Origin of the sequence: Streptomyces sp. G45 (assembly GCF_049542095.1) — a bacterium.
GTDB lineage: Bacteria > Actinomycetota > Actinomycetes > Streptomycetales > Streptomycetaceae > Streptomyces.
This window is the reverse complement of sequence record NZ_JBMUZU010000001.1, coordinates 8711381-8731710: the sequence shown is the minus strand read 5'-3', so window position 1 is coordinate 8731710 and position 20330 is coordinate 8711381. Positions and strand designations below refer to the sequence as shown.

General features: G+C 72.7%; 2 protein-coding genes and 1 pseudogene. All 3 read right to left on the bottom strand.

Going from position 1 to position 20330, the window contains the following annotated elements; translation table 11 throughout:
- Positions 1-27 precede the first annotated feature (27 nt).
- Positions 28-9194 (bottom strand): annotated as a pseudogene (locus tag ACOBQU_RS37280) (amino acid adenylation domain-containing protein).
- Positions 9098-15550, bottom strand: coding sequence for an amino acid adenylation domain-containing protein (locus ACOBQU_RS37275; RefSeq protein WP_423633640.1), 6453 nt, complete (start codon positions 15548-15550; stop codon positions 9098-9100). Before ACOBQU_RS37275 ends, ACOBQU_RS37280 begins: the two are co-directional and overlap by 97 nt.
- Positions 15547-20286 carry an amino acid adenylation domain-containing protein gene (locus tag ACOBQU_RS37270; RefSeq protein WP_423634975.1) on the bottom strand — a complete coding sequence of 1580 codons (4740 nt, stop codon included), beginning with the start codon at positions 20284-20286 and terminating at the stop codon, positions 15547-15549. Before ACOBQU_RS37270 ends, ACOBQU_RS37275 begins: the two co-directional genes overlap by 4 nt.
- Positions 20287-20330: the final 44 nt, after the last annotated feature.

Genomic DNA, 20330 nt, shown 5'->3' with positions numbered 1-20330 from the left:
CCCGCAGGTCCGGGATCGGCCGCCCGATCAGCGAGCCCCGAGGCCACCAGTGGCGTCCGGTGTGACCACTTGTCCGGTCACGTGCACGGTCGTCTCGGTGATGCCGTACATGTTCACCAGCACCGGACCGCCACCGGCCGTAGCGTCGAACCACGGCCGCAGCGAAGCGACCTCCAACGCCTCCCCACCGAAGATCACATACCGCAACGCGTCGCCGCCCTGCCCGGCACGCACCCGCACATCCGCCAGCCGCGCGAAGGCCCCCGGCGTCTGGCACAACACCGTCACCCCAGCCGCGCACACCAGCCCCCACAACTCCTCCGGAGCGCGGACGACGTCACTGGGTACGACGACGAGCCTGCCGCCGTGCAGCAACGCGCCCCAGATCTCCCACACCGAGAAGTCGAACGCGTACGAATGGCACAGCGCCCACACATCCGCAGGACCGAACCCGAACCAATCCCTCGTCGCCGAGAACAGCCGGACCACCTGCCGGTGCTCCACCAGTACACCCTTCGGCACCCCCGTCGACCCCGACGTATAGATCACATACGCCACATCCGAAGGCGAAGCCAGCGGCGACAGGTCCGTGTCCGGCTCATCGGCGAAGTCGGCGGCCAGGTCCCAGACCGTCGCGGCGGTCTCACCGGCCGCCTCGCGGACCAGGGCGGCCGGTCCGGCGCCGTCGGCCAGCACCACCGCGGGCCGGGCGTCAGCGAGGACGAACGCCACCCGCTCCGCCGGGTACGACGGGTCCAGCGGCACATCAGCACCCCCGCCTTCAGCACACCGAGAATCGCAGCGACCAACCCCACACCCCGCTCCGCACAGACCCCCACCCGCACATCCGGCCCCACCCCCACCGACCGCAGCCGATGCGCGACCCGATTGGCGGCACGATTCAGCTCGGCATACGACCACCGCTCCGCACCGCACACCACCGCGACCGCCCCCGGAGCCACCCGCACCCGCTCCTCGAACAGCTCATGCAGGCGGACCGCTGGAGCGGCCGACTGGTCGGCGGGGTTGAATCCCCGGACCACCTGCGCGCGTTCCGCATCCGGCAGCACCTCCAGGCCGGACAGCGGTGCCGCAGGGGCGGTCGCCAGGGCGCGGGTCAGTTCCCGCAGGGCCGTGGCCAGCAGGGCGCAGATGCCCTCGGGGTCCAGCCGGTCGTCGACCTGGGCCGTGATGGTGAGGCCCGCGGCGCCCAGGTCGTCGACGGACACCACGATCGGGTAGTTGGTGCGCTCCTGGCTCCGCAACACCTCGACACCGGACATGGCCGCCCCGTCCGCCGCGGGGACCGCCGGGGCGCTGTGCCGGTAGTTGAGCAGGCTGGTGAACAGCGGGAGGCCGATCGGCACGGCGCTGCGCCCCTGCGCGAAGACCAGCGGGGCGTGCTCGTGGCGCAGCAGTTCGGACAGCAGGCGCTGGGTCGCGCGGACGGAGTCGCGTACGCCGCGCCCGGTCACGCCCATGCGCACGGGAAGGGTGTTGATGAACAGGCCGAGGCCCCGGTCCGCGCCTAGTCCGGCCTGCATGCGGCCGAACAGGACCGTGCCGAACACCACGTCCGACCGGCCCGTCAGCCGGGACAGGACGAGGCTCCACGCCAGGTGGCACACGCTCGCCGACGAGACACCGGCCCGGCGCGCCTGCTCCCGGACCTCCTCGGCCAGTTCGGTCTCCACGGCGACCCGCGCCTCGGCGATGCCGGTGCCGTCACCGCGTACGTCGAGGATGCCGTACGGCGCGGTCGGCTCGTCGATGTCGCCGAGCAGGCCGGTGAAGAACTCCTCCTGCTGCGTCTGGTTGTTGTTCCGCAGGACGGCCTGGGCGACGGCGTTGCGGTACGGCACCGGCTCCGGCAGTTCGTCGGCGCGGCCCGCCAGGACGGCCGCGACTTCCTCCTGCAGCACGTCCATCGTGGTGTGGTCGCCGATGAGGTGGTGCATGAGGACGAGCAGCAGCCAGCGGTCGTGGGGTTGGTCGTACGCGGTGACCACCCGCAGCAGTGGCGCCTGTGTGAGGTCGAGGCGGTGGCGTGTCGGGTCGAAGCGGGTCTGCAGCTCGGTGACCGCGTCGCCGTCTCCGTCGAGCGTCACCTCTTCCACAGGCGCGGTGACCTGCCGTGACACGACCTGCACGGGTTGCGGGAGCCCTTCCCACACGAGTGATGTCCGCAGGATGTCGTGCCGGTCGACCACCGTCTGGAGTGCCGTGGTGAACTCGTCCACCCATGGCCGTGACGGTACGGCCGACACGCTCGACAGCAGGTAGGCGTCTCCGTCGCCGCCCATGAGGTGGTGGAAGAAGATGCCTTCCTGGAGCGGCGCGAGGGGGTAGACGTCCTGGACGTTCGCGGCGCCGCCCGGCACCGCGGCGGTGACTCGGGCGATCTGCTCCTCGGTCAGTGACACCAGCGGCAGCATGTCCGGCGTGATCGTCTCGGCGCCCGCCGGGATGGCGTTCGGCGGGACCGTGAGGCCGGTGTCGTCGTCGCCGACGGCCACGGCGGCCGCGAGCGCGGCGACGGTCGGGGTGGTGAAGACCGCGCGGACGTCGCAGGTCAGTCCGGCTTCCCGCATCCGCTCCACCAGCGAGACCACCAGCAGGGAATGCCCGCCGAGTGCGAAGAAGTCATCGTCGCGGCCGACGCGTTCCACGCCCAGCAGGTCCGCCCAGATTCCGGCGAGCACCTCCTCGACGACACCCACCGGCGGCCGGTAGCCCTGGACCACCAGGGCGCCGCCGTCCGGTGTCGGCAGCGCGCCGCGGTCGACCTTGCCGTTCGGCGTCAGCGGCAGCGCGTCCAGCTCGACGTACGCCGACGGCACCATGTACGGCGGCAGCACCGCGCCCAGCGCCTCGCGCAGTGCCGCCGCCCGCACGCCGTCCTCGGTGTGGGGGACGTAGTAGGCGTCGAGGCGGTCGCCGCGGGCCACTACGACGGCTTCCCGTACGCCGTCGACGTCAAGGAGCCGGGTCTCGATCTCGCCGAGTTCGACGCGGTGGCCCCGGACCTTCACCTGGTGGTCGCCGCGCCCGGCGAACTCGATGGTCCCGTCGGGCAGCCAGCGGCCCAGGTCTCCGGTGCGGTACAGGCGGGAGCCGTCGCCCGTCAGCCAGTCCGGTACGAACCGCTCGGCCGTCAGCGCCGGACGGCCCAGGTATCCCCGGGTCACGCCCTGGCCGCCGATGAACAGCTCGCCCACCACTCCGACCGGTGCCGGGCGGCCCGCCGGGTCGACGACGTACACCCGGGTGTTGTCGATCGGGTGGCCGACGTGGGGCACGAATCCCGTCGCGCGGCGCATGACGGCGGCGGTGGAGTAGGTGGTGGTCTCCGAGGGGCCGTACAGGTTGCGGATCTCCTCGATGCCCGGCGCCGAGGCGAACGCCCGCTCCACCACGTCTCGTTGGAGGGCCTCCCCGGCCAGGTTGACCGTGCGTACCGACTCGGGTATCTCCCGTGCGTCGGTCAGGGCGGTGAGCGCCGAGGGGACGGTGTTGACCAGGGTGACGTCGGTCGTGGCGGCGCGGACCGCGAGCGCGTCACGGACCGCCACCACGGTCCGGCCGGTGACCAGCGGCAGGAACAGTTCGAACACGGCGAGGTCGAAGTTGACGGACGTCGACCACAGCGTCCGGTCCAGGGCCTCGGCGGGGAAGGCCGAGCGCGCCCAGCGCAGGAAGTTCACGGTGTTCCGGTGTTCTACGGCGACGCCCTTGGGCACGCCGGTGGAGCCGGATGTGTAGAGGACGTAGGCCAGGTTCGACGGGGACACCGCGCTTGGTGCGCCGAGACCCGTGCCGGGGCCGGTACCGGGGCCGGTGCCTGGGCAGGTGCTGGAATCGGCGTCGGGATCGGTGCCGGGACCGGTGCCGGGACCGGTGCCGGTGTCCAGGCCCGGGCCTGCGCCAAGGTCGCCGTCGGCGTCCTCCGGCAGGTCAAGGACCGGTACGTCCCCGCCGGTCACCGCGGCCGCCGTGGTGCCGTCGGCCAGGATCACCGCGGGCTGGGCGTCGGCCCGCATGAACGCGAGCCGTTCCGCCGGGTACGACGGGTCGAGGGGCACATACGCGCCACCGGCCTTGAGCACGCCCAGCAGCGCGGCGATCAGCCGGGCGCCCCGCTCGGCGCACACGCCCACCCTCGCGTCGGGGCCCACGCCCGCCGACCGCAGCCGGTGCGCGATCCGGTCGGCCTGCTCGTTCAGCTCCGCGTACGACACCTGTGTGCCGCCGTCGACCACCGCCACCGCGTCGGGGGTCGCCGCCACCTGCGCCTCGAACATCTCGTGCACGCAGACGTCGGCGTCGGCCGGACGCGCCGTGGCGTTGAACTCCCTGACGACCAGCCTCCGTTGCGCGGCCGGTAGCACCTCCACGGTGGACGTCCGCGCCGCCGGGTCAGCCGCCAGTGCCTCGGTCAGCTCCCGCAGCGCGGTCACCAGCAGGGCGCACACCTGCTCCGGGTCGAGCAGGTCGTCCGCCTGCGCGGTGATCGTCAGGCCCGCCGCGCCCAGGTCGTCGACGGACACGAGGATCGGGTAGTTGGTGCGCTCCTCGCTGTGCAGTACCTCCACGCCCGCCATCACGCCGTCGGCCACGGCCGGATCGGGGGCGCTGTGCCGGTAGTTGAGGAGGGTGGTGAACAGGGGGAGCCCGGCCGGGACCTGGCTGCGCCCCTGGGCGAGCACCAGGGGGGCGTGCTCGTGCCGCAGCACCTCGGCCAGCAGCCCGTGCGTGTCCCGCACCGCGTCCCGCACGCCCGTGGCGCCCACACGGACCCGTACCGGCAGGGTGTTGATGAACAGGCCGAGTCCGCGCTCCGCCCCGGCACCGGCCCGCATCCGTCCGAACAGCACGGTGCCGAACACCACGTCCGACCGGCCCGTCAGCCGCGACAACACCATGCCCCACGCGAGATGGCACACGCTCGCCGACGACACCCCGGCCCGCCGCGCCTGCTCCCGGATGCCCTCGACCAGCTCGCCGTCCACCGCGACCCGCGCCTCGGCGATGCCGGTGCCGTCGCCTCGTACGTCGAGGACTCCGTACGGCGCGGTCGGCTCGTCGATGTCGCCGAGCAGGCCGTCGAAGAACTCCTCGTGCTCCTGCCGGGACGCGCCCAGCACCGCCTGGGCGACCACATTGCGGTACGGCACCGGCTCCGGAAGCTCATCCGCGCGGCCCGCCAGGATCGCCGCGATCTCCTCCTGCACCACGTCCATCGTGGTGTGATCACCGATCAGATGATGCATCAGGACGAGCAACAGCCAGCGGTCGTTCGGCTCGTCGTACGCCGTCACCACACGCAGCAGCGGCGCGGTGCTCAGGTCCAGCCGGTGGTGCCGGGCGTCGAACCGGGCCCGCAGCTGTTCGGCGGCGTCGACGCCGTTCCGGTCGAGGGTCACTTCCTCCACGGGCGCGGTGACCTGGCGCCGGACCACCTGGACCGGCTGCGGCAGCCCTTCCCAGGCGACGGCGGTCCGCAGGATGTCGTGTCGGTCCACCACGGCCTGCAAGGCCCCGGCGAACTCGTCCAGCCACTGCCGTGACGGTACCACCGACACACTCGACAGCAGGTACGCGTCGCCTTCGTCGCCCATGAGGTGGTGGAAGAAGATGCCCTCCTGAAGCGGGGCCAGCGGGTAGATGTCCTGGATGTTCGCGGGCCCGCCCGGCACCGTGGCGGCGGCTCGCGCGATGTGCTCCTCGGTCAGCTCGACCAACGGCAGCATGTCCGGCGTGATCGCCTCGGCGCCCGCCGGGATCGCGTTGGGCGGCACGGGCACCTCCGCGCCGTCCCCCTCCGCGACCGCCGCCGCGAGCCCGGCCACGGTCGGCGTGGCGAACACCGCCCGCACGTCGCAGGTCAGCCCGGCCTCCCGCATGCGCTCCACCAGGGAGACCACCAGCAGGGAATGCCCGCCGAGTTCGAAGAAGTCGTCGTCGCGGCCGACGCGTTCGACGCCCAGGAGGTCCGCCCACATCTCCGCCAGTGCCTCTTCGACGGGCCCGGTCGGTGCCTGGTGGCCACGGGTCGCCATCGCGTCGTCGTCCGGAGCGGGCAGCTTGTCCCGGTCGACCTTGCCGTTCGCGGTCAGCGGCAGCGCGTCCAGCGCCACGAACGCCGACGGCACCATGTACGAGGGAAGCACCGCGCCCAGCGCCTCACGCAACGCCGCCGCCGACCCGTCGCCCCCGGCAGGCACGTAGTAGGCGTGGAGGCGGTCGTCGCGAGCCATGACGACGGCTTCCCGTACGCCTTCGGTCTCCAGGAGGCGGGCCTCGATCTCGCCGAGTTCGATGCGATAGCCACGAATCTTGACCTGATGGTCGTTACGGCCGGCGAACTCGATCGTGCCGTCCGGCAGCCAACGCCCCAGGTCACCCGTCCGATAGAGCCGCGAGCCGTCCCCGGTGAACCAGTCCGGCACGAACCGCTCACCCGTCAGCCCAGGACGACCCAAATAGCCACGCGCCACACCCAATCCGCCGATGAACAGCTCCCCCACCGCACCCACCGGCACCGGACGACCCCGACCATCCACCAGATAGATCCGCGTGTTACCGATCGGGCGACCGATCGGCAGGGTCTCCTGACCGTCTACGACCTCGGCCACCTCAAAGGTGCTGGCGAAGGTCGTCGTCTCCGTCGGCCCATAGCAGTGCACCAGATGCTCAGGGGCACTGCCGCTATCGAGTACGCGGGCGAAGGCGGCCGGATCACAACGCTCACCACCGGTCAGCAGGTAGCGCAGCCCGCCGAAGCCTCCAGGGACAAGCGTGGCGGCCTGGTTGAACAGCGCGGTCGTGGTGAACCACGCCGTGACTCTTTGCTCCGCCAGCACATCAGCGAGACGTCGCGGATCCAGCACCACGTCCTGGTCCATCACCACCACAGCGCCGCCGTTGACCAGCGGCCCCCAGATCTCCCACGTCGCCGCGTCGAAGGACGGATTCGCCGCGAACGCCACCCGGTCCCTCGCACCGAACACCACGAACGGGTTGTCCACCACCAGCCGCACGATGTTGCGGTGCTCCACCGCGACGCCCTTCGGCACCCCCGTCGACCCCGACGTATAGATCACATACGCCACATCCGCAGCCGACGCGACACCCGGCACATCCGTATCCGGCTCGTCCGTGAAGTCACTGGCCAGGTCCAGGACCGGTACCTCACCGGCGCCGACGACCACGCCATCGGTCAGCACCACGGCGGGCCGGGCGTCGGCCAGCATGAACGCCAGCCGCTCCGCCGGATACGACGGGTCGATCGGCACATAGGCGCCCCCCGCCTTCAGCACCCCCAGCATCGCCGCCAGCAGAGGAACCCCGCGCCGCGCACAGATCCCCACGCGCACATCCGGCCCCACCCCCACCGACCGCAGCCGGTGGGCGATCCGGTTCGCCGCACGGTTCAGCTCCGCGTACGACAGCTGAACGTCACCGTGGATCACCGCGACCGCGTCCGGAGCCGCCTTGGCGCGCGCCTCGAACAGTCGGTGCACCCGCGCGGACGCGTCGACGGGCACATCGGTGGCGTTGAACTCCCCTACCACCAGGGCGCGTTCCACCGGCGGCAGCACGTCCAGTTGGGCCACCGGTGTCGGGGCGTCGGATGCCAGCGCCCCTGTCAACTCCCTTACGGCAGCGGTCAGCAGGCCGCAGACACGGTCCGCGTCCAGCCGCGCGTCCACCTGCGCGGTGACCACGAAGCCCGCTCCGTCGACGTCGTCCACCGCCAGCGCGATCGGGTAGTTGGTGCGCTCCTGGCTATGCAGCACCTCGATGTGCTCGCCGAGGCCGCCCGTCGCGCGGTCGACGGCTTCCGGGGTGTGCCGGTAGTTGAGGAGGGTGGTGAACAGGGGCAGGCCGGTCGGGACCCGGCTGCGCCCCTGGGCGAGGACCAGCGGGGCGTGCTCGTGCCGCAGCAGTTCGGACAGCAGCCGCTGGGCCTCGCGAACGGCGTGGGCCGCACCGTGCCCTGTGACGTCCATCCGTACGGGCAGGGTGTTGATGAAGAGGCCGAGCCCGCGCTCGGCACCGAGACCTGCGTGCATGCGTCCGAACAGCACGGTGCCGAACACCACGTCCGACCGGCCCGTCAGCCGTGACAAGACCATGCCCCACGCCACATGCCACAGGCTCGCCGACGACACGCCCGCCTGACGTGCCTGTTCCCGCACAGCCTCCGCCAGTCCGGCCTCCACCGCCTTGCGCGCCTCGACCACGGCGGTGCCGTCGCCTCGTACGTCGAGGACTCCGTACGGCGCGGTCGGCTCGTCGATGTCGCCGAGCAGGCCGTCGAAGAACTCCTCGTGCTCCTGCCGAGACGCGCCCAGCACCGCCTGGGCGACCACATTGCGGTACGGCACCGGCTCAGGCAGCTCATCGGCCCGGCCCGCCAGAATCGCCGCGATCTCCTCCTGCACCACGTCCATCGTGGTGTGATCACCGATCAGATGGTGCATCAGGACCAGGAGCAGCCAGCGGTCGTTCGGCTCGTCGTACGCCGTCACCACACGCAGCAGGGGTGCCCGTGTCAGGTCCACCCGATAGCGCCGAGGGTCGAACCGGTTCTGCAACTCCGTGACCGCGTCGCCGTCTCCGTCGAGCGTCACCTCTTCCACGGGCGCGGTGACCTGCCGCGACACGACCTGCACCGGCTGCGGCAGCCCCTCCCACACGAGCGACGTCCGCAGGATGTCGTGCCGGTCCACCACGGCCTGCAAGGCCCCGGCGAACTCGTCCAGCCACTGCCGCGACGGCACCACCGACACACTCGACAGCAGGTACGCGTCGCCTTCGTCCCCCATGAGGTGGTGGAAGAAGATGCCCTCCTGAAGCGGGGCGAGGGGGTAGATGTCCTGTACGTTTCCCGGCCCGCCGGGTACGGAGGCGGCCACCTTTGTGATCTGCTCCTCGGTCAGCTCCACCAGCGGCAGCATGTCCGGGGTGATCGCCTCGGCGCCCGCCGGTATCGCGTTGGGCGGTACGGGCACCTCCGCGCCGCCGCCTTCCGCGACCGCCGCCGCGAGCCCGGCCACGGTCGGCGTGGCGAACACCGCCCGCACATCACACGTCAGCCCGGCCTCCCGCATCCGCTCCACCAGGGAGACCACCAGCAGCGAATGCCCACCCAGGTGGAAGAAGTCGTCGTGGCGACCGACCCGCTCCACGCCCAGGAGGTCCGCCCAGATTCCCGCCAGCACCTCTTCGACCGCACCGACGGGCGGCACATACCCCCGGCCACCACCGCACCCCTGTCCGGCACCGGCAGCGCGCGACGGTCGACCTTGCCGTTCGGGGTCAGCGGCAGCGCGTCCAGCGCCACGAACGCCGACGGCACCATGTACGACGGCAACACCGCCCCCAGCGCCTCACGCAACGCCGCCGCCGACCCGTCGCTCCCGGCAGGCACGTAGTAGGCGTCCAGGCGATCGCCCCGGCCCACAACCACGGCTTCCCGCACCCCGTCAAGCTCCAGCAGCCGGGCCTCCACCTCCCCCAGCTCCACACGGAACCCACGGACCTTCACCTGATGGTCGTTACGGCCGACGAACTCGATGGTCCCGTCCGGCAGCCAACGCCCCAGGTCACCCGTCCGATAGAGCCGCGAGCCGTCACCGGTCAGCCAGTCCGGCACGAACCGCTCAGCCGTCAGCCCCGGACGCCCCAAGTACCCGCGCGCCACACCCAAGCCGCCGATGAACAACTCGCCGACCGCACCCACCGGCACCGGTCGGCCCCGACCATCCACGAGGTAGATGCGCGTATTGCCGATCGGACGACCGATCGGCACACTCCGACCAGCCTCCACCGACTCGATCCGGTGCATGGCCGCGAACGTCGTCGACTCCGTCGGCCCGTACCCATTCAGCACATGCTCCGGACCGCCCACTATCGCTGCCATGACGGTCGGGTCGAGCACATCCCCGCCGACCACCAAGTACCGCAACTGGCCCAGCACTTCGCGCAACACCGAGTGGTACTGGTTGAACAAGCCCACCGTCATCCACAACACCGACACCGACCGCGCCCGCAACACCTCCGCGAACCGCCCAGCATCCAGCACCACGTCCTGCTCCACGACCACCACGGCACCGCCATTGAGGAGCGGACCCCACACCTCCCACGTCGCCGCATCAAACGAAGGATTGGCCGCGAACGCCACCCGATCCCCCGGCTCAAACACCACCGCCGGGTTGTCCACCACCAGCCGCACGATGTTGCGGTGCTCCACCGCCACACCCTTCGGCACCCCCGTCGACCCCGACGTATACATCACATACGCCACACCCAACGACGAAGACGCCCCCACCCACGGCACCTCCACGTCAGGCTCGTCATCGAAGTCAGTCGTCAGGTCCAGGACCGGAATGCCCTCCGCGTCCAGCCGGGTGCCGTCGACCAAGACCACTGCGGGCCGCGCGTCGGCGAGCATGAACGCCAACCGCTCCGCCGGGTAGGACGGGTCAAGCGGCACATACGCACCGCCCGCCTTCAACACCCCCAGCATCGCCGCCAGCAGTGGAATCCCGCGCCGCGCGCAGATCCCCACCCGCACATCCGGCCCCACACCCTCGGCCCGCAACCTGCGCGCCACCCGATTCGCCGCACGGTCCAACTCCCCGTACGACACCGACACATCACCGTGCACCACGGCCACCGCATCCGGAGACACACGCGCCCGCGCCTCGAACAGCTCATGCACGCACACCCGAGCGTCCACGGACGTACCAGTGTCATTGAACCCCTCGACGACCAGCGCGCGTTCCGCCTCCGGCAACACCTCCACCGCACCCACCGACACACCCGAACCGGCCTCCAACGCCCGACCGACCCCCCGCACCGCGTTCACCAACAACGCACACACACGCCCCGCATCCACCCGCTCATCCACCTGAGCCGTCACCACGAACCCCGACCCACCGACGTCATCGACCGACACCACAACCGGATAGTTCGTGCGCTCCTGACTGTGCAGCACCTCGAAACCGCCATCGGCAGCGTCGGAAGTGGCAGGTGTGGGCGTCGGAACGCTCTGCCGGTAGTTGAAGAGGCTGGTGAACAGGGGTGTCCCCGCCGGGACCTGGCTGCACCCCTGGGCGAGGACCAGCGGGGTGTGCTCGTGCCGCAGTACGTCGGCCAGGAGGTGCTGGGCGTCCTGGACGGCGTCGCGTACGGGGCGCTCGGCCACGTCGAGCCGTAGCGGCAGCGTGTTGATGAACAGGCCGAGCCCGCGCTCCGCGCCCGCACCGGCCTGCGTCCGCCCGAACAGCACCGTGCCGAACACCACGTCCGACCGGCCCGTCAACCGCGACAGGACCAGCCCCCACGCCACGTGGAAGACGCTCGCGGGAGACACCCCGGCCCGGCGCGCCTGTTCCCGTACCGTCGCCGCGAGGTCCGGGTCGGCGGTGACCTGTGCTTCCGTGATGCCGCTGCCGTCGCCGCGCACGTCGAGGATGCCGTACGGCGCGGTCGGCTCGTCGATGTCGCCGAGCAGGCCGGTGAAGAACTCCTCCTGCTCGTCGCGGCTTGCGCCGAGCACCGCCTGGGCGACCGCATTGCGGTACGGCACCGGGTCGGGGAGCCCGTCGGCGCGGCCCGCCAGGACCGCCGCGACCTCCGTCCGCATCGCCGCCAGCGCGGTGTGGTCGCCCACCAGGTGGTGCATCAGGACCAGGAGCAGCCAGCGGTCGTTCGGCTCGTCGTACGCGGTGACGACGCGCAGCAGTGGCGCCTGCTGGAGATCGAGTGGGGCCCGGTGCGTCTGGAGGTGTCGGACCGCGTCGTCGGGGCCGTCGAGGGTCACCTCGTCGACGGGGAGCGCGGCGTGGCGCCGGACCACCTGTACGGGGTGCGGAAGCCCCTCCCACACGATCGACGTCCGCAGGATGTCGTGCCGGTCCACCACGGTCTGGAGTGCGGCGGTGAAGCGGTCGGCGTCGTCGCGCGTGCGGACGGGCAGGGTGTAGGACAGCAGGTAGGGGTCGGTTTCGCCGCCCATGAGGTGGTGGAAGAAGATGCCCTCCTGGAGCGGGGCCAGGGGGTAGATGTCCTGGACGTTCGCGGCGCCTCCCGGTACCGAAGCAACCGCCTTCGCGATCTGCTCCTCGGTCAGCGACACCAGCGGCAGCATGTCCGGCGTGATCGCCTCGGCGCCCGCCGGGATGGCGTTCGGCGGCACCGGAACCTCCGTGCCGCCGCCCTCCGCGACCGCCGCCGCGAGACCGGCGACCGTCGGCGTGGCGAACACCGCCCGCACATCACACGTCAGCCCGGCCTGCCGCATCCGCTCCACCAGGGACACCGCGAGCAGGGAGTGGCCGCCCAGCTGGAAGAAGTCGTCGTCGCGGCCGACGCCCGGCACGCCGAGCAGGTCCGCCCAGATCCCCGCCAGGACCTCCTCCACGACGCCGACGGGCGGCCGGTAGCCGCTGGCCGCGACCGCACCGGCGCCGGGTGCGGGCAGCGCGGACCGGTCGACCTTCTTGTTCGGGGTGAGCGGCAGGGCATCCAGTGCGACGAACGCCGACGGCACCATGTACGACGGCAGTGCCGCGCCCAGTGCCTCGCGCAGCGCCGCCGGGGTCACCCCGGGCGCGGCCGGTACGTAGTAGGCGTCGAGGCGGTCCTCGCGGGCGACGACCACGGCCTCGCTGACGCCGTCCACTTCGGTGAGGCGGGCCTCGACCTCGCCGAGTTCGATGCGGTAGCCGCGGACCTTCACCTGGAAGTCGTCACGGCCGACGAACTCCAGCGTGCCGTCCGGCAGCCGGCGGACCAGGTCGCCCGTGCGGTACAGGCGTGAGCCGCCACCGGTCAGCCAGTCGGGCACGAAGCGTTCGCCCGTGAGGGCCGGGCGGCCCAGATAGCCCCGCGCCACGCCCCGGCCGCCGATGAACAGCTCGCCCACCACGCCCACCGGCGCGGGGCGGCCGCGGCCGTCGACGACGTACACGGCGGTGTTGCGGAGGGGGCGGCCGATGGGGGTGTCGTCGCGGTCGGTCAGCGGCGCCGCGGTGGACCAGATCGTCGTCTCCGTCGGCCCGTACACGTTGAGGAGTTCACGGCCGAGGTCCCGCAGCTGGTCGGCGAGCGGGGCCGGGAGCGCCTCGCCGCCGACGAGCATCCGAAGGCCGCGGAGGCCGTCCGGGTCGTGGGCGGTGAGCATCCGCCACAGGGACGGGGTCGCCTGGAGCACCGTCACGTCCGCGCAGTGCGCCAGGCCGATGAGGGCGGCGGGCGCGGCCGTCGTGCCCTCGTCGGCGATGACCACGCGCGCCCCGCTGGTCAGCGGCAGGTACAGCTCCAGGGCGGCGATGTCGAACGCGACCGTCGTGACCGCGAGCAGCGCGTCCCCGGCATCCAGCGGGACGAGGTCGCGCATGCCGAGCAGGAAGTTCGTCAGGGAGCCGTGCTGGACCACGACGCCCTTGGGTACGCCGGTGGAGCCCGAGGTGTAGATCACGTACGCGGCGTCGGCGGGCGTCACCGTGTGCGGCGGGTCGTCGGTGGGCCCGGTGGTGAAGTCGGTGGCCAGGTCCAGGACAGGGACGCCGTCGGTGTCCGGGGCGGTGCCGTCGACGAGGACCACGGCGGGCCGGGCGTCAGCCAGGGTGAACGCCAGGCGCTCCGCCGGGTACGACGGGTCAAGGGGGACGTACGCGGCGCCCGCCTTCAGCACGCCGAGGAGCGCCGCGAGCAGCCGGACGCCGCGCCGCGCGCAGAGGGCGACCCGGGCGTCCGGGCCCACGCCCGCCGACCGGAGGCGGTGTGCGACGCGGTTGGCCATCGCGTTCAGGTCCCGGTAGGTGACCTGGGTGTGCCCGTCGGTCGCGGCCACGGCGTGCGGGTGTGCCGCGGCCCGCGCTTCGAAGGCCCGGTGCACGGGTGCGTCCGTGGCGTCAGGGCGGGCGGTGGCGTTGAACTCGCCTGTGATCAGGGCGCGTTCGGCTGCCGGGAGGACATCGATGTCGGCCATCGGGGCCGCCGGGTCCGTGGCCAGGGTGTGGCACAGCTCTTCGAGAGCGGTGACGAGGTGCGCGCACACCCGGTCGGGGTCGAGGTGGTGGTCGACCTGCGCGGTGACGGTGAGGCCCGCGCTGCCCGCGTCGTCGACGGACACCGTGAGGGGGTAGTTGGTGCGCTCCTCGCTGTGCAGCACCTCCACGCCGACGCCGAGTCCGCCCAGGGTCGCCGCGGGGTCCGACGGGGTGTGCCGGTAGTTGAGGAGGCTGGTGAACAGCGGCAGGCCCGCCGGGACCCGGCTGCACCCCTGGGCGAGCACCAGCGGGGCGTGCTCGTGCCGCAGCAGTTCGGCCAGCAGCTCATGGGTGTGCCGGAGGGCGTCCAGGGTGCCCGTGGCGTCCACGGGGACGCGTATCGGCAGGGTGTTGATGAACAGGCCGACGCCGCTTCCGGCGCTGCCCTGGGTCCGGCCCAGGAGGACCGTGCCGAACACCACGTCCGACCGGCCCGTGAGGCGGGCCAGGACCGTGCCCCACGCCAGGTGGAACAGGCTCGCCGTGGACACCCCGGCCCGTCGCGCCCGCTCGCGGACCGCGCGGGTCAGGGACGGGGCGAGCGGCAGGCGCCGCTCGGCGGTCGCGGTGCTGTGGTGCACGTCGGTCAGGCCGTACGGCGCGGTCGGCTCGTCGACATCGCCGAGGAGGCCGGTGAAGAACTCCTCGTGGTCGGCGCGCGAGGTGCCGAGGACGGCACGGGCGACCACGTCGCGGTAGGGCACAGGCCGCGGCAGCGCGTCCGCGCGCCCGGCGAGGACGGCCGCGATCTCGCCCTGGAGGACGCCCCAGGTGGCGTTGTCGCCGATCAGGTGGTGCATGAGGACCAGCAGCAGCCAGCGGTCGGCCCGCTCGTCGTACGCCGTCACGACGCGCAGCAGGGGCGCCGTGCGCAGGTCCATGCGGAAGCCCGCCGGGTCGAAGCGGTCCCGGAGCTGCTCGACGGGGTCGCGCCCGGTGTCGAGGGTGACCTCGTCGACGGTCGGCTCGGCGTGGCGCAGGACGACCTGCACCGGCTGCGGCAGGCCCTCCCAGGCGAGGGCGGTGCGCAGGATGTCGTGCCGGTCCACCACGGCCCGCAGCGCGGTGACGAACCGGTCGACGTCGGCGCGGGAGTCCGCCGCGAGCATGCCCCAGCCCAGGTAGGGGTCGCCGTCGCCGCCCATGAGGTGGTGGAAGAAGATGCCTTCCTGGAGCGGCCCGAGCGGGTAGACGTCCTGGACGTTCGCGGCCCCGCCGGGCACCGAGGCGACCACCCGGTCGAGCTGCTCCTGCGTCAGGTCGACCAGCGGCAGCAGCCGCGGGGTGAGGCGCGGCGGCGGGCTCCACCATCCGGTGTCGCCGCGGGCGAGCCGGTCGAGGAGGGCGGCCTTGTGGGCGCGCAGTTCGCGCAGCAGCTCGGCGTCGAGTGTGCCCTCCGGTGCCCGCACCACGAGGTCGTCGCCGTCGCGGCGGATCCTGACGGGCAGGCCGGTGAGCCGGGACAGCAGCTCGTCGAGGGTCATAGCGTGAACTCCAGCTCGGTCTCGGGGTCTTCGCCGGGCACGTCGGGGATCAGGTTCGGGGGCGCGGCGGGCGTGCCGTGCGCGTCGGGGCCCAGGCCTGCGATCGCGGTGGCCAGCCGCGCCACGGTGGGGGCGCTGAACACCGACCGGACGTCGCCGGGCAGGTCGGCGGCGCGCATCCGCTCCACCAGGGACACGGCGAGCAGGGAGTTGCCGCCGAGTTCGAAGAAGTTGTCGTGCCGTCCGATCCGGTCCAGGCGCAGCAGGTCCGCCCAGATCCCGGCGAGGGTGGTCTCCACCGTGCCGTCGGGGGCCTCGTAGCGCTGCCCGGTGGGGGCGTCGCCGCCGGGCGCGGGCAGGGCGGCGCGGTCCACCTTGCCGTGCGCGGTCAGCGGCAGCCGGTCGAGGAAGACGTACGCCGACGGCAGCATGTAGCTGGGCAGCCGCTCGCCGAGCCGGGTGCGCAGGGCCGTCACGAGGCGTCGAGTGGTGCGGCGCAGGGAGCTGTTGACGTACGTCGACCAGGTCGGCTCGGCGGTCGGTGCGGTGGTCGCGGGGAGGCCGACGAGGGGCTGGCCCGCCGGGTCGCGGCGCCGTGCCACGAGCCGCAGGTCGCCGTGTTCGCCGTGCTCGGCGAAGTCCAGGTCGACGCGGTATCCGGTGTCGGCGCCGAGCTGGAGCAGGTCCTCCGGGTGGACGCCCGGTGCGGTGTGCGGCGGCTCCAGGAGGGGGGTGTACGGGGTGAGGCGGGCGTTCGGGACGGAGTGGACGGCGAGCAGGTCGGGCCGTGCGGAGGTCAGCTCGTCCCGGAGGGAGTCGAGGGTCATCCGCTCGTCCTGCCAGTCGCGCCAGCGGACCGTTGCGGGCGGCCGTGGCTGGGGGTGCTCGCCTCCGGCCTTGGTGAGCTGGACGTCGTACCGGAAGGCGGTCATCTCGTTGTCGTGCCGCCCGCGCCTCGGTGTGACCCGGACCGTGGCGATGTCCGGGATGCGGGTGGGCAGCGCGGTGAACAGGCGGGGGTCGATGACGAGTTCCTCGTCGTCGGCCACGGCCCGGTCGACGCGGGCGCGGAGCTGGTCCGCCGGGGTGTCGGGCCCGGCTGTGGCGGCCTGGACGGTGGTGTGGAAGGTGCGCAGCATCGGCAGGCTGCGGACGTCGCCGACGGTGAGGGTGCCGCCGGGGGCGAGGCGGCGCACGGCCGCTTCGATGGCCGCGAGGAGGTACTGCTCGTCGGGGAAGTACTGCACGACGGAGTTGAGGATCGCGGCGTCGAAGGTCCGCGCGGGCAGCCGGTCGAGTCCGTCGGCGGGGCTCGTGAACAGCTCGACCCTGCCGGGCGGCAGCCCCGAGTCGGCGACGGCCCGCCGGAGGTTGCGGACAGCCACCGCGGACAGGTCGGTGCCCCAGTACGTCCGCACGTGCGGCCCGGCGGCGAACACGGTCAGGCCGGTGCCGCAGCCGATGTCCAGCACGGAGTCCGGCCGGGTGGCGAGGACCAGTTCGGCGGTGTGGTCGACCCACTCGCGCATGTGCGCGGCGGGCAGCGGTTCGCGGGTGTAGCTGCTGTTCCAGCCCCGGATGTCGAAGGCGGGGTCGACGGGTGCGGGGTCCGGCCGCTGCCCGTCGGCGGCGGGCTCGTCGGCGGTGGGCGTGTCGCCGGTGGGCTGGGCGTCGTCGTAGGTGACGTCGAAGACCTGGCGCCAGTGGGCGAGTTGCTCGGCCGACTCCTGGTCGTCCTGGTAGGCGCCGTCGTGCTGTCGCACGCCGACGTAGGCGACGAGCCGCTTGTCGCCGGGCGCGTCCTCGCGGGCCACCACGACGGCTTCGCGGACGGCCTCGTGCTGGAGGAGGCGGGCCTCGATCTCCCCGGGTTCGACGCGGTGGCCGCGGACCTTGACCTGGTGGTCGTTGCGGCCGACGTACTCCAGCGTGCCGTCCGGCAGCCAGCGGCCGAGGTCACCGGTGCGGTAGAGGCGCGAGCCGTCGCCGGTGAGCCAGTCCGGTACGAAGCGCTCCGCGGTCAGCCCCGGGCGGCCGAGGTACCCCCGGGCCACGCCCCGGCCGCCGACCAGCAGTTCGCCCACCACCCCCACCGGCACCGGGCGCCCCGCCGGGTCCACCACGTACACCCGCAGGTCCGGGATGGGGCAGCCGATCAACGAGCCGCCGAGCGCACCGCCCGCCTCCGGGGAGACGGTCTGCCCGGTCACGTGCACGGTGGTCTCGGTGATGCCGTACATGTTCACCAGCGCCGGACCGCCCTCGCCCACGGCGTCGCACCACGGCCGCAGCGAGGCGACTTCCAGCGCCTCACCGCCGAAGATCACATACCGCAGCGCGTCGTCGCCGCGCCCCGCGCGCACGCGTGCGTCGGCCAGCCGCGCGAAGGCCCCCGGCGTCTGGCACAACACCGTCACCCCGGCCGCGCACACCAGCTCCCACAGCTCCTCCGGGGCCCGCACCACATCACTGGGTACGACGACGAGCCTGCCGCCGTGCAGCAACGCGCCCCAGATCTCCCACACGGAGAAGTCGAACGCGTACGAATGGCACAACGCCCACACGTCGGCGGGCCCGAAGCCGAACCAGTCCTGAGTCACCGAGAACAGCCGGACCACCTGCCGGTGCTCCACCAGCACACCCTTCGGCACCCCCGTCGACCCCGACGTGTAGATCACATACGCCACGTCCGAAGGCGAAGCCAGCGGCGGCAGGTCCGTGTCCGGCTGATCGGCGAGTTCTGTGGGGTCCGTGAGATCCGTGAGGTCCACCACTGGCACATCTCCGGTACTCACCTCCACGCCGTCGGTGAGCACCACCGCGGGCCGGGCGTCGGCGAGGATGAACGCCAACCGCTCCGCCGGGTACGACGGGTCCAGCGGCACATAGGCGGCGCCCGCCTTCAGCACACCGAGAATCGCGGCGACCAGCCCCACACCCCGCTCCGCGCAGATCCCCACCCGCACATCCGGCCCCACCCCCACCGACCGCAGCCGATGCGCGACCCGATTGGCGGCACGGTTCAGCTCGGCGTACGACCACCGCTCCGCACCGCACACCACCGCGACCGCCTCCGGAGCCACCCGCGCCCGCTCCTCGAAGAGGTGGTGCAGGCAGGTGTCCGCGTCGTGGGCGGTGGTCGGCGGGTTGAAGGCGTGGACGACGGTGTCGTACTCGTCGGCGGGCAGCAGCGGCAGCCGTGCCACCGGGGTGGCGGCGTGGTCCACCAGGGACCGCAGGAGCGCGACGTAGCAGCGGCCCATCCGCTCGGCGGTGGCACGGTCGAACAGCGCGGCGGCGTACTCGAGGGAGCCGTCGAGCGCGTCGCCGCTCTCGCGCAGCGACAGCATCAGGTCGACGCGGGAGGTGCCGTACGAGGCGGTCGGCGCGAGGGTGGTGGTGACCCCGCTGAGCTGGGGGATCTCGCCGAGGTCCGGGAGCCAGGCGAACAGCACCTGGGTGAGGGGGTCGTGGGCCGCGCTGCGCACGGGGTTGGCCAGGTCGACGATCTCCTCGAAGTGGACGTCCTGGTTGGCCATGGCGTCGAGGACCCGCCCCGTCACCCGGCGCAGCAGGGCGTCGACGTCGGGCAGGCCGGTCAGGTCGACGCGGATGGGGAGGGTGTTGACGAAGAAGCCGATCAGGTCCTCGGCCTCCGGACGGCGCCGGGAGGCGGAGGGGATGCCGATGACGAGGTCGTCGTCGCCGCCGAGCCGGGACAGCAGCGCCGCCCAGCTCGCCAGGAGCGTCATGAAGAGGGTGGTGTCGTGCCGGTGGGCGAGGTCCCGCAGACCGCGCACGAGGTCGGTGGGGATGTCGACGGGGACGATGTCACCGGCGCGGTCCTGGTGGGCGGGGCGGGGGCGGTCCAGGGGCAGCCGGAGCGCGGTCGGCGCCCCGGTGAGGGTGTCGCGCCAGTAGGCGCGCTGCCGGTCGCGCTGTTCGGCGGTGACCAGGCCCGCCTGCCAGGCGGCGTAGTCCCGGTACTGGAGGGCGAGTTCGGGCAGGTCCGGGTGCCGGTCGTGGGTGTGGGCGTCGTAGAGCGCGGCGAGTTCGCGGAGGAAGACGTGCAGGGACCAGCCGTCGGAGACGATGTGGTGCATCGTGATCAGCAGGGTGTGCCGGTCGTCGGCCTCCGCGATCAGTCGGCCGCGCACCAGGGGGCCGGTCGCGAGGTCGAAGGGCCGCCGGGCCTCCTCCTGGGCGAGGCGGTTCGCGTCGTCGGCGTCGGCGGCGCGCTGTTCGAGCAGGTCGAAGCGGATCCGGTCGGCGGGCACGACGCGCTGGACGGGCTCCCCGTCGACCAGGGTGAACACGGCGCGCAGCGCGTCGTGGCGGGCGACGATGGCGTCCAGCGCCGCCCTGAGGGCGGTCCGGTCGAGGGGTCCGTGGAGCCTCAGGCCGACGGGCATGTGGTAGGCCTCGCTGCCGCCGGGGAGCTGGGCGACGAACCACATGCGGGCCTGCGTCAGCGGCACTTCGGTGCCGTGGTCGGGGGCCGGGGCCTCGTCGGGGCCGACGGCCGCCGCCGCGGTCACCTCGGTGGCGAAGTCGGCGAGGACGGGCCGGTTGAACAGGGCGGCGACCGACACGTCCACGCCGAGCGCCTGGCGCAGCCGGGACATGACCTGGGTGGCCAGCAGGGAGTGCCCGCCGAGGGCGAAGAAGTTGTCGTGCCGTCCGACGCGCTCGACGCCGAGCAGCGCCGACCAGAGGGCGGCGAGGCGCTGCTCCACGTCTCCGCGCGGCGCCTCGTAGGCGCGGCTGGCGACGGCGTCGG